Source organism: Arthrobacter sp. NPDC056727 (assembly GCF_042790555.1).
GTDB lineage: Bacteria > Actinomycetota > Actinomycetes > Actinomycetales > Micrococcaceae > Arthrobacter.
The window spans coordinates 1-15,428 of record NZ_JBHTZA010000027.1 but is presented as its reverse complement, the minus strand read 5'-3'; the positions used below and the strand labels follow the sequence as shown (position 1 = coordinate 15,428).

Annotated in this window: 13 protein-coding genes and 1 riboswitch; of the genes, 8 read left to right on the top strand and 5 right to left on the bottom strand. The window is 67.2% G+C overall.

Annotation, left to right across the window (positions count from 1 at the left end; all coding sequences use genetic code 11):
• Nucleotides 1-130: 130 nt before the first annotated feature.
• Genes ACFRAH_RS20620 through ACFRAH_RS20610 form a run of 3 tightly spaced genes read left to right on the top strand, consistent with a single transcriptional unit; the run spans nt 131 to nt 3,361 of the window.
• A complete protein-coding gene (locus ACFRAH_RS20620) occupies nt 131-1,039 on the top strand; it encodes an ABC transporter ATP-binding protein (protein WP_377992775.1) in 909 nt (302 codons plus the stop codon).
• Nucleotides 1,039-1,956, top strand: coding sequence for an ABC transporter permease (locus ACFRAH_RS20615; protein ID WP_377992774.1), 918 nt, complete (start codon nt 1,039-1,041; stop codon nt 1,954-1,956). Before ACFRAH_RS20620 ends, ACFRAH_RS20615 begins: the two co-directional genes overlap by 1 nt.
• A 28-nt stretch (nt 1,957-1,984) precedes the next feature.
• Entirely contained in the window at nt 1,985-3,361 is a 1,377-nt protein-coding gene (locus ACFRAH_RS20610; RefSeq protein ID WP_377992773.1) for an LLM class flavin-dependent oxidoreductase, read from the top strand.
• Here the strand turns inward: ACFRAH_RS20610 and ACFRAH_RS20605 are convergent.
• Nucleotides 3,358-4,386, bottom strand: a complete 1,029-nt coding sequence (locus ACFRAH_RS20605) for a bile acid:sodium symporter family protein (RefSeq protein ID WP_377992772.1) — start codon at nt 4,384-4,386, stop codon at nt 3,358-3,360. The genes ACFRAH_RS20610 and ACFRAH_RS20605 overlap by 4 nt on opposite strands.
• Nucleotides 4,387-4,538: 152 nt before the next feature.
• Here ACFRAH_RS20605 and ACFRAH_RS20600 point away from each other — a divergent pair, with 152 nt between their 5' ends.
• On the top strand, nt 4,539-5,678 hold the full coding sequence (locus ACFRAH_RS20600; protein ID WP_377992771.1) for a GGDEF domain-containing protein: 1,140 nt from the start codon (nt 4,539-4,541) through the stop codon (nt 5,676-5,678).
• Between the two features lie 237 nt (nt 5,679-5,915).
• Here ACFRAH_RS20600 and ACFRAH_RS20595 read toward each other — a convergent pair whose 3' ends face one another.
• From ACFRAH_RS20595 to ACFRAH_RS20585, 3 genes are all read right to left on the bottom strand, one after another.
• Complete coding sequence (locus ACFRAH_RS20595) at nt 5,916-6,629, bottom strand: hypothetical protein (RefSeq protein ID WP_377992770.1); 714 nt, start codon at nt 6,627-6,629, stop codon at nt 5,916-5,918.
• A gap of 3 nt (nt 6,630-6,632) precedes the next feature.
• A riboswitch (cyclic di-AMP (ydaO/yuaA leader) is annotated at nt 6,633-6,834 on the bottom strand.
• Nucleotides 6,835-6,977: 143 nt separating this feature from the next.
• A complete protein-coding gene (locus tag ACFRAH_RS20590) occupies nt 6,978-8,477 on the bottom strand; it encodes a SulP family inorganic anion transporter (protein ID WP_377992769.1) in 1,500 nt (499 codons plus the stop codon).
• Nucleotides 8,478-8,483: 6 nt separating this feature from the next.
• A complete protein-coding gene (locus tag ACFRAH_RS20585) occupies nt 8,484-9,590 on the bottom strand; it encodes a GTP pyrophosphokinase family protein (RefSeq protein ID WP_377992768.1) in 1,107 nt (368 codons plus the stop codon).
• 205 nt (nt 9,591-9,795) lie between these two features.
• Here ACFRAH_RS20585 and ACFRAH_RS20580 point away from each other — a divergent pair, with 205 nt between their 5' ends.
• Nucleotides 9,796-10,617: an alpha/beta hydrolase gene (locus ACFRAH_RS20580; protein WP_377992767.1), complete on the top strand. Its 822-nt coding sequence runs from the start codon at nt 9,796-9,798 to the stop codon at nt 10,615-10,617.
• A gap of 39 nt (nt 10,618-10,656) precedes the next feature.
• On the opposite strand, the gene ACFRAH_RS20575 is transcribed toward ACFRAH_RS20580, so the two are convergent.
• The gene (locus ACFRAH_RS20575) at nt 10,657-12,117 is read right to left on the bottom strand and encodes a hypothetical protein (RefSeq protein ID WP_377992766.1); all 1,461 of its coding nucleotides are present in this window, start codon (nt 12,115-12,117) and stop codon (nt 10,657-10,659) included.
• 139 nt (nt 12,118-12,256) lie between these two features.
• Between ACFRAH_RS20575 and ACFRAH_RS20570 the strand changes: the two genes are divergently transcribed.
• The 3 genes from ACFRAH_RS20570 to ACFRAH_RS20560 all read left to right on the top strand — a co-directional run bounded on the left by ACFRAH_RS20570 (nt 12,257) and on the right by ACFRAH_RS20560 (nt 15,340).
• Nucleotides 12,257-12,868, top strand: a complete 612-nt coding sequence (locus ACFRAH_RS20570; RefSeq protein ID WP_377992765.1) for a flavodoxin family protein — start codon at nt 12,257-12,259, stop codon at nt 12,866-12,868.
• 160 nt (nt 12,869-13,028) lie between these two features.
• Nucleotides 13,029-14,147, top strand: coding sequence for a ferredoxin reductase (locus tag ACFRAH_RS20565; RefSeq protein ID WP_377992764.1), 1,119 nt, complete (start codon nt 13,029-13,031; stop codon nt 14,145-14,147).
• 14 nt (nt 14,148-14,161) lie between these two features.
• Nucleotides 14,162-15,340 (top strand): fatty acid desaturase family protein, encoded by a 1,179-nt coding sequence (locus ACFRAH_RS20560; RefSeq protein WP_377992763.1) that lies wholly within the window; start codon nt 14,162-14,164, stop codon nt 15,338-15,340.
• Nucleotides 15,341-15,428 lie beyond the last annotated feature (88 nt).

Here is a 15,428-nt window from a genome sequence, read left to right as displayed (position 1 = left end):
CCATCCGCGGCACCGGCCGGCAGGTTACGCCCCGTTTCCCCTCATGACCGTGCCCTTCAGGCGGTGGTCTATCTCTGCTCTCATGGTGGACACCAAACGCCTCGAACGACCTGCTGAAGGGAAGCACACCATGACCTCCGGAACCGGGCCGATACCGAAAATCAGCCTTCAAAACATCACCAAGAAGTTCACGGTGCGGCCCAGCAAGGACAACCCGGAAGGGTCAGTGCTGACCGCCTTGGACGGCATCTCGCTCGACGTCTCGGCCGGTGAGTTCATCACCCTGGTGGGCCCCAGCGGCTCCGGCAAGACCACCCTCCTGGACCTCCTGGCAGGACTGACCAGGCCGGACACCGGCCAGGTGCTGGTGGACGGGCGGGAAGTCGCGGGTCCGGGCCGGGACCGCGCCGTCGTTTTCCAGCAGTACGCGCTGTTTCCCTGGCGGACGGCCGCGGCCAACGTGTCCTTCGGCCTGGAAGGCGCGGGCAGCGACGGGAAGCGCTACACCCGCAAGGAGCGGGCAGCGAAGGCGCGCGAATACCTCGAGCTTGTGGGCCTCGGCGGCTTTGAAGACCGGTACCCACATGAGCTGTCCGGCGGCATGAAGCAGCGCGTGGCCATTGCCCGCAGCCTCGCCTATGAGCCGGACATCCTGCTGATGGACGAGCCGTTCGCCGCGCTGGATGCGCAGACGCGCGAGCAGCTCCAGACCGAACTGCTCCGCATCTGGGCGACCACCGGCAAGACCATCATCTTCATCACCCACGGCATCGACGAGGCCGTGTACCTCGGCCAGCGCGTGGCGGTGCTCAGCTCCCGGCCGGGCCGGCTGAAGGAAATCGTGGACATCGATCTCGGGGACCGCTCCGGCGACGAGGACGTCCGGTCCAACCCCGCCTTCGTGGAACACAGGCACAAGGTCTGGTCGCTGCTGCATGACGAGGTACGCCGCGCCCAGGAGGCCGGGCACGCAAAGATCCAGCCCGACGGTACGGCGCCGGATGAAACCAGGACCATCACCACCGGAAAGGCAGCCTGATGAGCACGCCAACACTGACCAAGGAAACGGAAACCCGTACCGGTCCCGCGGCCGCTGCCGGCGGGGAAAGCACGGCGGCCACACCGGCGCTGCGTCCCGCACCCGGCAAAGCCACCGCAGCCAGGCTGCGCCTGTACGCCCTGCAGGGCGGCAAAGCCGTATGGGGTGCCGGGGCGATCATCCTGTTTCTGCTGCTGTGGGAACTTGGCCCCACCTACCTCGCGCCGGCATCGACGAGGGTGTTCCTTCCGCCGCTGCACACGGTGCTCGAGGCACTGGGCACGCTTATCGCAAACGGGCAGCTGCAAAACCACCTCGCCGCCAGCCTGAGCCGCTCCGCGAGCGGCTTCGGCATCGCCGTCGTCTCCGCCGTGGCCCTTGGGCTGCTGGTGGCCTGGTACGGGGCCCTTGACCGCTTCCTCAACCCGCTGCTGGAGGTCTTCCGGAACACGGCGGCGCTGGCACTGCTCCCGGTGTTCACGCTGCTGCTTGGCATCGGGGAGACGTCCAAGATCAGCATCGTTGCCTACGCAGCGTTCTTCCCGGTGCTGCTGAACACCATCGCGGGCGTCCGGACCGTGGACCCGCTGCTGATCAGGGCCGCCCGTTCACTGGGGCTGTCCAACTTCCAGCTGTTCCAGAAGGTGATCCTTCCCTCTGCCGTACCCACCATCTTCACGGGCATCCGGATGGCCGGCACCTCCTCCATCCTCGTCCTGATCGCCGCCGAGATGGTCGGCGCCAAAGCCGGACTTGGTTACCTGATCGTCAATTCCCAGATGAGCTTCCTCATTCCGGACATGTACGCGGGCATCCTGACCGTGTCCCTGCTCGGCCTGCTGGTCAACTACCTGCTGGTCGCCGTCGAACGCCACTTCTCCCGCTGGCGGACCGCCATCGGCTCCCGGACCTCCTGACCGCCCTCCCACACCAAGGAACCTGACCATGCATGAACGCCAACTCCACCTGAATGCCTTCCTGATGAGCACCGGACACCATGAGGCGTCCTGGCGGCTGCCCGAGACTGACAGCTTCGCCGGCACCCAGGTGGCGCATTTCCAGCAGCTCGCCCGCACCGCCGAACGCGGCACGTTCGACTCGATCTTCTTCGCCGACTCGCCGGTCCTGCACGGCGACGTGCGCCAGCGTCCCTACGGGACGCTCGAGCCAACGGTCCTGCTCAGCGCCATCGCCGCCGTGACCAAGCGGATCGGGCTGATCGGCACCGCCTCCACTACCTACAACGACCCCTACAACCTGGCTCGCCGGTTCGCCTCCCTGGACCACATCAGCGGCGGCCGGGCGGGCTGGAACGTAGTGACCACAGCAGGAGAGGCCGCCGCGCGGAACTTCTCGCTGGAGGACCAGCCCGCGCATTGGCGCCGCTATGAGCGCGCCGCCGAGTTCCTCGATGCCGCCCGGAAGCTTTGGGACAGCTGGGAGGACGACGCCGCGGTGGGTGACAAGGCGGCCGGAATCTGGGCGGACAGCTCCCGCGTCCACACCGTCGGCCACACCGGGCGTTACTTCCGCATCCAGGGTCCCCTGGACGTGCCGCGTTCGCCGCAGGGCCATCCCGTCATCGTGCAGGCAGGCTCCTCCGAGGACGGCAAGGACTTCGCCGCCCGCTACGCCGAGGCGGTGTTCACGGCGCAGCAGACCCTGGCGGAGGCCCAGCGTTTCTACGCCGACCTCAAGCGGAAGACGGCCGCCGCGGGCCGGAACCCGGAACACATCAAGATCCTTCCCGGCATCGTCCCGGTCATCGGCTCCACCGAGCGTGAAGCGCGGCAGCTTGAAAAGCAGCTGGATGAGCTCATCCACCCCGAGCATGCGCGCAGGCAGCTGGCCGGCGTCCTGCGGGTCTCGCCGGAATCCCTCCCGCTCGATGCCCAGCTGCCCGAGGACCTTCCCTCGGAGGACGCGATCGAGGGCGCCAAGAGCCGGTACACACTGATCGTGGAGCTCGCCCGGCGCGAGCGGCTCACAGTCCGGCAGCTCATCGGCAGGCTGGGCGGCGGCCGCGGGCACCGCACCTTCTCCGGAACGCCCGAGCAGGTGGCGGACGCCATCCAGGAGTGGTTTGAAAAAGGCGCGGCCGACGGCTTCAACATCATGCCGCCTGTGCTGCCCTCGGGGCTGGACGCCTTCGTGGACCACGTCATTCCGATCCTGCGGTCCCGCGGGCTCTTCCGCCGGCAGTACACGGGGCGCACGCTGCGTGAGCACTACGGACTGCCGCGGCCCGCGAACACATTCACGCAGGCAGTCCCCGCCGGGCCGGCGGTTGCGGCTAAGGCCGCCGTGCCCGCTGGAGTCTAGGCCTCCTGCCGCTCCGGCAGGGGCTTCCGGGCCAGCCAGGCAGCAACGATGGCACCTGAAATGTTGTGCCAGAGGGAGAACACGGCGGACGGCAGGGCCGCCAGCGGCGTGAAGTGCGCGGTGGCCAGCGTTGCCGCGAGGCCGGAGTTCTGCATGCCCACCTCGAACGCGAGTGCCCTGCGCGCCTTGGCATCCAGGCGGCCCAGCTTGCCGGCCAGGTAGCCGAGCCCCAGGCCGAAGCCGTTGTGCAGCACCACGGCAAGGAACACGATGCCGCCGGCGGCCAGGATCTTGCCGGCGCTTCCCGCCACCACCACCGCCACGATGAGGGAAATAACGACGGCGGACGCCCAGGGGAGCGCCGGCAGTGCCTTGGCCACGAGCTTCTTGAGGAACAGGCGGGCCAGCAGGCCTGCGATCACCGGGAGCAAAACGGTCTTGACGATGTCCAGCACCATGCCGCCGGCGTCGATGGTCAGGAAGGACCCGGCGAGGAACAGCACCAGGACCGGGGTAACCACCGGGGCGATCAGGGTGGATACGCTGGCGACGGCCACGGAAAGGGCAACATCGCCCTTGGCCAGGAACGCCATCACGTTGGAGGCGGTGCCGGAGGGTGCACAGCCCACGAGGATGAGGCCCACGGCGAGTGCAGGTTCCAGATGCAGGAGTGTGGCGATTACCCAGCCGGCTCCGGGCATGATCACGTAGTGGGCGACGATGCCGAGCACCACGGCCCACGGCCTGCGGGCAACGGCCGCGAAGTCCGGCGGCGTCAGCGTCAGGCCCATGCAGAACATGATGATTCCCAGCAGGTAGGGGACCGTCGGGCCGAGGGGTTTGAAGGCGCCGGGAATCAGGAACCCGGCCACTCCGGCAGCCAGCACCAGGAGGGGGAAGACGGTCACCGCGACGCGCGCAATCCTGGCCTCTGCGGCGAGGGCCGGGTTCAGGGTTGCGGCGACGGCCGCCGTGGCATCCGTGGCCGGAGTAGTGGGGGCGGGTTCTTTTGTTGCCTCAAGCATTCAATAATGCTGGCACTGCGGGCCTCCGCCGCCCCAATTCGTGACTGATGTCAGACAAATTGTTTCGCGTCCAAAAATAGCCGGCAGCACTGCGAAGCCCACCCCGCGGGTGCGATACTGGAGTGCATTGGATCGGGATTCAAGGGGGCCGAATGATCCTGGACACGGTGACGCTTCGGATCGCTTTCGCCGCGATGGCCCTCATTCTGGCTGTGCTCTTCTACTTTTCCACCTACCGCAGTACGCGCTCACCCTACAGCGCCTGGTGGTGCGCGGCCCTGCTCCTGTTTCTCCTCGGCGCGGCGGCCTTCCTGATGAACGGCACGCCGCAGCAGGTCTGGGCGAACCCACTGGGCAACGTCCTGTTGATCTCCGGTGCAGCCTGCGTCTGGGCCGGCGCGCGCTCCCTCCGGCCCCTTAAGCCCAGCCCCTGGCTGTCCGTGGCACTGCCGGTCCTGGCCGGCGTGGCTGCCGCCGTCGACAACCCCGGCTCCAACGCCTGGGCCGGGGGAGAGGTGTTCCTGGGGTCCATGGCTGTGCTCATCGGTCTGGCCTCGCATGAACTGTGGCGGCTGGAGCCCGGCTATTCGCGGGTCAGGATCCCCATGGCCATCGCCGCGGGCGGCGTGGCGGCCTTCTATTTCTGCCGGCTGATTGTTTTCCTTATCAACGGGCAGGATGGCGCCGTCTTTGTCACGTTCTTCGGGTCCGCGGTGACCACCATGGTCACCATGGTGCTGCTGGTGGTGGTTTCCTTCAGCATGGCGGGTCTGAGCACCGAGCAGCAGACGCGGGCGCTGCGGACCGTCGCCACACAGGACGGGCTGACGGGCCTCCTTAACCGGGGGGCGTTCCTGGAGGCCGCGGCCGAAGAGCTGGAGCGCAGCAAGGCCGCCAATGGCGGGGGCTCGCTGATCCTTGCTGACCTCGACCATTTCAAGGCGGTCAATGACACCTTTGGCCACGCGGCGGGCGACCTTGCACTGCAGGCCTTTGCCGAAGCGTGCAGCGCTTCGGTCCGGTCTACGGACCTTGCCGGGCGCTACGGCGGCGAGGAGTTCATCCTCCTGCTTCCCGGGGCGGGGCCCAAGAGCGCGGAAATTATCGCGGGTGAAATCAGCAGGCGGATGGCGGGGCAGCACATCCCGGAGCTGCTGAGGATGCCGACCGTCAGCTACGGCATTTCCATCTACAACGCGGAAACCGCTGACCTCGATGAGGTGATTGCGGCCGCGGACGTTGCCCTTTACGAAGCCAAGTCCCAGGGGCGGAACCGCACCGTCCGGGGCTGAGGCTGGTTGCTGCCCTCCGCTGCAGGCAGGCAGGCAGGCGCCGGATCCGGAATGCATGGGGGACAATCCGGACCCGGCGATCCTGGCTCGCAGCCGGAGACTGCGGTCTTTCATCAGGCATGGCCAGTGTGTCCCGCCATCCCTATGGAAAGGTGGGAGCACCTTGGGGGTAGCCGTGTTCCGCCGCCCCCAAGGCAGCGGAACACGGCGGTTTTCTTTACCTCCGCGAGGCCTCCGCTAGGCCGCGCGCACGAACGTGACGGGACCCGTGGCCGTGAGCCAGGACAGCGGGTGGGCCATGGTGGCGTTGATGCCGTTCATGCCGCCGCTGACGACCTTGCCGGCGCCAGCGTAGATGGCCACGTGGCCGGACTGGACCACCATGTCGCCGGGCTGCGGGGTGGAGACCACCTTGCCGTAGTTCAGGAACTGCATCGGGGCGAGGTCGCCCACGTGGATGCCGGCCGCGCCGAGGGCCTTCTCAACCATGGCGGTGCAGTCCTGCGTGATGCCGATCTGGGCGTAGGCGGAGGCCAGCATGGCGGCGTTGACGCCTGCCGCTGCCTTGACGGGTGCCTTCGGCGCCGGAGCGGCGGCCTTGACGGTGATCTTCGGCGCGGCAGCGGCCGGTGCGGCCTTGGGTGCGGCGGCAACGACAGGCGTTACCGCCCTCTTCGCCGCGGGCTTCGCGGCTGCGGGCTTTTCGACGGCGGGCGCTGCCACGGGAGCCGGGGCCGACTTGACCGCGGTGCGGTCAAACTCGATTTTGATGCTGGAGGCAGCGCTCAGGGGAGCCTGGATCTGGCTGGCGGCCTCGGGGGCGGAGACCGGAGCCTTCGCCGGCTGGGCCGGAACGTTTGCGGCGTTGGCCGCGACGGTGCCGGTGAAGGCCAGTCCGGATGCGGCAAGGATGGCCGCAGCACGGCGGCCAGAAATAAAGCGGAACGACATGAAGAAGCCTCTCCCGATGCCTGCGAGGTGAGCTGTCGGATTCGGGTGGGAGGCACCCGGCCGCGGTCCTGAGCGTGGTCAGGAACTGCGCGGCTTCACCCCAAGGCCCGCTTCAAGCGGGCCGAAAAGTGGTTTCCCCGTCTCTGCCTGACATGGGTGTTCGGTTGGTTCCTCGGGCTGCGGCAGAGTTAGGCAATCAGCGCGGGAGTGCCCCTCGGTGAAAAAGGCACGTTTTCCACCGTACGGGAGGCTTTCCCTAATGTCACATTAAGGTAACGGGGGCGTGTTGTTCATTCTTTGTTGGCCCGCGTCAGATAAAGGGGCGCGTCCAAAATAGCGTGATGAAGCTCACTCGGCGTTGAGTTTGCCGGCCAGCCGTTCCCGCATCTGGATGCTGGCCGAGTTGAGGCCGACCAGTTCCACCTCGCGGCCGTTCCTGCGGTATTTCTCCGTGACCGCATCCAGGACGGCGACGGTGGAGGCGTCCCACAGGTGTGAGGCGTGCAGGTCGATCACCACGCTATGGACGTGCGGGTCGGCGTCGCGGGCGTAGTCGAACTGCGTGTAGAGGTCGTTGGAGGAGGCAAAGAACAGTTCGCCGTCCACGGTGTAGGTGGCCACCGTCCGGCCGTTGAGCTCCACTTCCGTCCGCTCCACGGTGGCGAAATGGGCCACCCGGCGGGCGAACATCGCCATCGCCGCCAGCACACCGACGCCGACGCCGATCGCCAGGTTGTGCGTGACCACCACAGTGCCCACCGTGATGAGCATGACGGCGGTCTCGGACTTGGGCAGCCGCTTTAGCGTTGCGGGTGCAACCGAGTGCCAGTCGAAGGTGATGGCCGAGACGAAGATCATCACGGCCACCAGCGCCGCCATGGGGATGAGTCCCACGATGTCGCCAAGGGTCACCACCAGCACCAGCAGGAAGACGCCCGCGAGGAACGTGGACACCCTGCTGCGGGCGCCGGAGCCCTTGACGTTGATCATCGTCTGCCCGATCACGGCGCAGCCGCCCATGCCGCCCAGGAACCCGGTGACGATGTTGGCCACGCCCTGGCCCCAGGATTCGCGGGTCTTGTTGGAGCGGGTGTCGGTGATGTCGTCCACGAGTTTGGACGTCATGAGTGATTCCAGCAGCCCCACGAGCGCCATGGACAGCGAGAACGGGGCGATGGTCTGGAAGGTTTCCCACGTGAGCGGCACATTCGGGACGAACAGCGTGGGCAGGCTTTCCGGCAGCTGGCCCTTGTCCTGGACGGCGGGCACATCGATCCCGGCTACCACGGCGAGGACCGTAAGGAGGACGATGGCCACCAAAGGTGACGGCACCGCCGTCGTAATCCTGCGGAAGCCGACGACGATCAGCAGGCCGGCGGCGACCAGTGGATACACGGGCCAGGGAACGCCGATCAGCTCCGGCAGTTGGGCCATGAAAACGAGGATGGCCAGTGCGTTCACGAAGCCCACCATCACCGAGCGCGGGATGAAGCGCATGAGCCGGGTGACACCCAGGACGGCCAGCAGGATCTGGAACACTCCCGCGAGGATCACCGCGGCGATCAGGTGGTCCAGCCCGTGGCTGCGCATCAGCGGCGCGATCACCAGGGCGACGGCGCCTGTTGCGGCCGAGATCATGGCGGTCCGGCCGCCCACGAACGAGATGGTGACCGCCATGGTGAAGGATGCGAACAGCCCGATCCGGGGGTCCACCCCGGCGATCACGGAGAACGCGATGGCTTCCGGAATGAGGGCGAGGGCCACCACCAGTCCGGCGAGGGCCTCGGTCTTAAGGCGCCGCGGGGAACGGAGCGTGGCCCGGACGGACTGGAGCTGTTCGGGCAACATGTAACTCTATTTCTTGGTCTGGCGGTAGCGCTCGATCTGCTTCAGCCGCCGCTGGAGGCTGTCGCGCCGCGGGTGGGGGACGGCGTCGGGCGCCTCGGCGGTGAGGTCGATGTGTTTGGTGCCGTACTGCCACAGCAGGAGGTCATCCAGGAGGCGGTCCGGGCCGGGGGAGTAGCGGTGGTCCAGGGCCCTGCGGACCTCGGTGATCCGGTTGGCGCTGAGCAGGCCCGCGAGCTGCACGGTCTGCTTGAGTCCATGGGCCGCCAGGAGTTCGGCCGCCCATCCCCAGTCATCATCCACTTTACGGTCTACGTGGGGGAGCAGGGTGCGCCAGACGTCGCGGATGCGGTTGGGGGTGAGCTGTGCCGCGCCCTCGCCGTCCACATCCCAGTAGCTGCGGACCTCCTCGTAGCGTTCATGCAGGTCAGCGAACGCACTCTCCACGGTTTCCAGCATGGCGGCGGTGGCGGTGAACTGGCGGTCGAAGTGCGGCGTCCAGGCCCTCGGGTCCTCGGCCTTGAACCGGATGTCGTGCTCGATCTCACTCCACGCGTGCGCGAAGACGGTGCGGATCTGGCATTCAAAGAAGTAGCTGCCGTTGGGCTGGACTTCCGAGTTGAAGACCTGCTGGTAGTTCTTGACGACGTCGTTCTGGATGGTGCGCAGGATCAGGTGCCGGCTGGAGTAGCCGTACGTTCCGGACTCGATGGAGCCGATGTCCTTTTCGCGGTCCCCGCGGCAGTCGAAAAGGTGCCGCTGGCGTTTGATCAGGTTGGCCACCAGCGCGTTCTCCGCCGGCAGCTTGGTGATGACCCGCACGCCCACCATGTCGTTGAGCGTCCGGAACGGGTCCGGGAATTTCAGGAGCCGCGGGCCGCCGGGTTCCAGCGGTTCCTCGGTCCGGGCTATCTTCTCCCGGAAGGAGTCCACCGACTTGGTCCGGCCGGTGACGAAAAGGGGGGTGACCTCGGTGTCCTTGAGCATGGTCCGCAGTATCTGCAGGACCTCCCGGGTGACAAGCTTCAGGGCAGGCCGGACGTGCTCATAGAGTTCCACGTTTGCCTGCACGGAGTCGCGCTGAGTGACGTCCAGGCGATCCCAGTTGCTTGCCATGGTTCCAAACTACCAAGGCGGTGTGACAGTGGCGCCGGTGACACCCCTGCCACTGCCGTCCCTTCTGCCCCACGGGAGCTACCTCACGGTAGGCTCGGCACATGGCTGTTGTGCGCCGTCGTGCCCTGCAACCCCGGATTCCGGGTGCGCGGCCGGCGGCAAAGAGGGGCCCGGCGCCCCGTTCGAAGGATCCTAGGAGGATGCAGTGAAGCGGCAGAAGTACCACTACGGTGACCACCCCAGCCAGTGGGGCGAACTCTTCCTGCCGGAAACACCTGCAGCACGCAACGGCAAAACGCCTTCCCCGCACGGCGTAGTTGTGGTGATCCACGGCGGCTACTGGCGCTCGCAGTACGGCGCCGAGCTGGGTGAGCCGCTGGCGAAGGACCTCGCGGCGCACGGCATTGTGGCCTGGAACCTGGAGTACCGGCGGGCGGGCAACGGGGGCGGCTGGCCGCGGACGTTTGAGGACATCCTCGCCGGGATCGACAAGCTCCGCGAGCTGGCCGGCGAACATGACCTCGACCTGGACCGTGTGGTGGCGCTGGGGCACTCGGCAGGCGGCCACCTGGCCGTCTGGGCGGCCGGGCGCGATCGGCTTGCGGGACTCGGGGCGGCCGACGCCGACCGGCAGGTTGCCAGGAACCTCAACGGCGAGGCCGTCCACCTGACGGGCGTGGTCAGCCAGTCGGGACTGCTCAACCTTGCGCAGGCGGAATGGCTGGACCTCAGCAACGGTGCAGTCAGCAACTTCCTGGGCGGCTCAGCCGAGAGGTACCCCAAGCGCCACAAGTACGCCGACCCGATGAGCGCCGTGCCGCTCGCCATCCCGGTCTACGCAGTCCACGGGCTCGACGACGACACCGTGCCGGTGAGCCAGTCCGAGGCCTACGCCACCGCCGCCCGGGCAGCCGGCGCCCCGGTCCAGGTGGTCAAGGTCCCCGGCGACCACTTCGCGCTGATCGACCCGAAGGCGCCGTCGTACCGGAAGTGCCGCGAGCTGGTGCAGGAGCTGCTGCAGCTTTAGGCAGGACTGTAACGCGGGAACTCCTCCGACCCTGCGGGCTCAGGCGTCAGCCGGGGTGAAGCACCGCTCCTCGCCGGCCCGGTGGAGGATGGTCTCAATGGCCTGCTGCCCCTTGCCGAACCACGTGTCCCGGAGGTGGATCTGCTGTGAATCCATGCCGATCAGGCTGACGAGGCCGTCGGGCGCCACAGCCACGCCCACCAAGTCGTCCCAAGTGATGCTGGCGGTGTAGTCCGATGAGAGCGTCACGCCCTTCTCACCGACGAACAGCTTGCTGCCGCCCGGGACCCCGAGGAAGGCCCCGCGTACGCTGCGCCGGAACTCCCTGCCGCCCAGCCACTCCACGGGGCGCTCGGAATCGGAGCGGATGGAATCGTCCTTTGGTTGGGTTCCCTCAGGCATTCCAAAGATGGCCGTGGCGTCCAGGCTGGCCAGAGCCGCCCGGCAGTCCTCAGCTGTGACGCCGCGCGCCAGGGCCAACTTGTCCTCGAGTGACACCGGAGCCCGTCCCAGCAGATGCGACTCTGCGGCGGCGATTGCCATTTCGATGCCCGAAGCCGAGTCGTCAAGGTACTCCTGCAACTCCTCAACCTCTGTGTGCAGTTCATCCGCGGTAGGGCCATTGAACTGAAGATCCTGCAGGATCGCCATGAGGCCGAGGCGGGCATCGTCCGCGTGCCGGGCCGTCGGATCCGATTCGAAGCAGAGGATTCCGCGGTCTCCGTTGTCAAGGAAGTGCATGACGTCGATGTCGTAGATCCATCCCCGCTCCTGCCGCAAGGTGGCATGGGCGCGGCGGCAGGCGATGCGGGACACGGCCCGCACGGCCTCGCGCATGGCTTCCGTCCCGGCGGGGACTTCGAAGGAGAGGCCCAGTCGCGGCCAGCCCTGCTCAAACCACACGGGCAACGGGATATCCAAAGCGTTGGCGGTGTCCGGCCGCCGCGGAGGCCCAGAGGGGAGGTCGAGGCGGAGTCCTTCAGGCGGCGGCCCGCTAAGTGCAAGCGCCGCATTGCCCGCCGTGAAGTGGCTTTGCAGCAACTGCAGGACGTCGACGGGCTCGAGCCCTTCGAGCGATGGCGGCGACACATCTGCCAGCCCCAGGGATGTCAGGCCGAATCGCTGCCGCAGGTGTTCGCCGGTGGCTGGCGGAAGGGTGCTGGAAGCCTCTGCCGCCAGAATTTTCTTCTCGATCTCCAGCCGGCTGAGGTCGGGTGCTGACAGGAAGGAACACACAGCGGCGAGGAACGAGGTCAGAGCCTCAGCCTTGCCGCTGCAGGTGAACGAGGTGAAGGTCAGCCCGACCGTGGCGTTGTGGCTCTGGCGCCGCAGATCGGGAACACCGGACATCGCCAGGTGCTCCACCAGATGCGTCAGCCCGGCGGTCATGAACGATTCGTCCTGGACTCCGGCGCGGAAAACCAGCTGCGCGGTGAGGGGTTGGGTGCTCTCCACCCAGAACACGGGAACTCCACCGGTTTCCGTTCGTTGCAATGTCATGGGGTAGATAGTAAAGGCGCCGCAAGCAGTTGCCCGCGGCGGCGCACCCGTTCCCGTCAACATGTGCATGCACTCCGGCGGTAAGTATGCTTATCATCAACCGCCAATGCCGCAGACGCCACAACGGAGGGACCCTGCCTTGTCTGATCTCACTGCCATCGCCCTGATCTGCACCCTTACGCCGTCCCCGGATCCCTCCAGCAGCGAACTCATGGCCAGGCACGTGCTGGACGAGCTCGCCAAGAACGGCGTCCAGACCTCATCCGCCCGGGTGGTGGACCTGGATATCAAGCCGGGTGTGGAGGTGGACATGGGCGGCGGTGACGAATGGCCGGCCCTGCGGGACAGGATCCTGGCCGCGGACATCCTGCTCCTGGCGACGCCCATTTGGATGGGCCACCCCTGCAGCATTGCCCAGCGGGTGGTGGAACGGCTGGATGCGGACCTGCAGGAAACGGATGACCAGGGCCGCCCAATCATGTACGGCAGGGTGGGGCTCGTGGCGGTGGTGGGCAACGAGGACGGCGCCCACAAGGTGGTGGCGGACATGCAGCAGGCGCTGAACGACGTCGGGTTCTCGCTTCCCGCGCAGGGTTCCACCTATTGGGTGGGCGAGGCGATGCAGACGGTGGACTTCAAGGACCTTACGGAGGTTCCCAAGAACGTCGCCCACTCGATCACCAGCATGGCCCGCAACGCAGCGCACCTGTCCCGCCAGCTGCGCGCCGCCCCGTACCCCGCTGATGAGTAGGACCCCGCCCATGAGTTGGACCGCGCCGATATGGACTCCGGTTGCTCCCGGCGCCGGCATGGAGGACGCTTGTAGGTGGGGGCTAAGGTACTTTTGCTTGTTACGATCCAGGGTTTCACTAGGAGATACACATGGGTGAACCCATTATGCGGGGGACAGTTTGATCCGGCTTCGAAAGCTGGCGCGCGCCGCGTCCGTCCTGACCACTCCCCTCGCGCCGGAGGACATCCTCGCGCTCTTTGACCCCGTCTTCTCTGCGCGGCAGCTGCGCGGCGTGGTCACCAAGGTTGTCCCCGAAACAGCTGATTCGGCCACCATTCATTTCCGCCCGGGCCGCGGCTGGAAAGCCCATAAGGCGGGCCAGTGGGCCCGGATCGGCGTGGAACTCGACGGCGTCCGGCACTGGCGCTCCTATTCGCTCAGCGCCCCGGCGGGCGAGGACCCCGCCATCACCGTGAGCGACATGGGTGCCGTGTCCGGCGTCCTGGTCCGTGACACCCGGCCCGGCGACGTCCTGTTCCTGGCCCCGCCGCAGGGCGACTTCGTCCTCCCCGAACACCCGCGGCCGCTCCTGATGCTCACCGCCGGCAGCGGCATCTCGCCGGTGATGTCCATGGTCCGAACGCTCGTGCCGCACAGGCCGGACGCCGACGTGGTGCTCATCCATTCGGCCCGCCGGCCGGAGGACAGCATTTTCCGCGAGGAACTCTCCGAGCTCGCGGACCAGTTCCCCAACTTCCGCGTCACGCACTGGTACACGGGCGACCTCGGCCGGGTGGACTTCGGCTCCGCCGCCGGGCTCGATGCCCTGTGCCCCGACTGGCGCCGCCGCGCCGCCTACGCCTGCGGCCCGGAAGCGTTCCTCGACGACGCCGAAGCCCTGTGGGCCGCCGAAGCGGCCGCCCACCCCAAGGCCGCCGGCTCCTCCCGCAAGGACGGGGCCACGGGCCCCTTCGCGGCGGACCCCGTCAACCTCATCATCGAGCGCTTCAACACCAGCCTGCTGGGCGGTGAGGGGCACGACGGCGGACTGGTCACCTTTGAGGCCTCCGACCGCGAAGTGGAGGCCGACGGCGATACCCCCCTTCTCGACGTCGGCGAAGACGCCGGCGTCCTCATGCCCAGCGGCTGCCGCATGGGCATCTGCCACAGCTGCCTGCTGCCCCTGCGTGCAGGGCAGGTCCGGGACCTGCGAACCGGTGAAGTCCACGGTGAACCGGGCCAACTAATCCAGACGTGCGTTTCGGCAGCCGCCGGGCCCGTTAACCTCGACATCTGAGGAGAAACACCAGCATGACTGCAATATCCGATCGCACAGCCGCGAGCACAGCAACCACCGAACGGCCGGCCACGAAACCACGCCCGGGGGCCCTGGCCGCCTCCGGCCGGCCGGCGGTACGGCCGCCAGCCGCGGCGCACCTGTCCGACGAGCAGGTGGCAGAGCTCGGTCGCGAACTCGACGCCATCCGGGACGAGGTCCTCGCCAAGCGGGGAGCCTCCGACGCCGCCTACATCCGCCGGATGATCAAGATCCAGCGCGGGCTGGAGATCGGCGGCCGGGCGGCCCTGCTCAACAGCCGTGACAAGAAGTTCTGGGTCCTGGGAACCAGCCTGCTCAGCCTCGCCAAGATCCTGGAAAACATGGAGATCGGCCACAACATCCTCCACGGCCAGTGGGACTGGATGCGCGATCCGGACATCCACTCCACCACGTGGGAATGGGACTTTGTGACCCCGGCACGCTCCTGGCAGCACACCCACAACGACCTCCACCACCGCTGGACCAACGTGGTGGGGAAGGACAACGACGTCGGATACAACCTGCTTCGCATGGACGAGGACCAGCCCTGGACCCCCCGTGCGCTGGGCAATCCGCTGTACAACGCCATCCTGGCCCCGATTTTCGAGTGGGGCATCGCGGTCTACGACCTGGAGCTGGTCGAATACAAGGAGGGCAAAAAGAGCAAGGAGGCCATGGTCCGGGACCTCAAGGCGCTCGGCGTCAAAGCCCTCAAGCAGTTCACCAAGGACTACGCTGCCACACCGGCCGTGGCCATGCTGACCGGCTCGGGCAAACAGGCCCTCCTCGGCACGCTCACCGCCAACGCCGTGCGCAACGTATGGGCCCACGCCGTCATCTTCTGCGGCCACTTCCCCGAGGGGACCGACACCTTCACGGAGGAAATGGTCGAGGGCGAGACCCGCGGCGACTGGTACGTCCGGCAGATGATCGGCTCTGCCAACATCTCCGGCTCGAAGCTCATGCACATCATGACAGGGAACCTGTCCCACCAGATCGAACACCACCTGTTCCCGGACCTGCCGTCCAACCGGTACGGGGAAGTGGCCCCGAAGGTGCAGGAAATCTGCCGGCGCTACGGCCTTCCGTACACCACCGGGCCGCTGCTGAAGCAGGTGGGATCCTCCTGGGCGAAGGTCTTCAAGCTCGCCCTGCCGGGGAAGAAGGCCTAGGGCGTGTCTCCTAAAGATGTCAGCCAGATGCTGATTGCCCGGAGAACGGCTCCGCCGCGGTAGGTGAGTGCGAGTTTGTCGTAGCGGG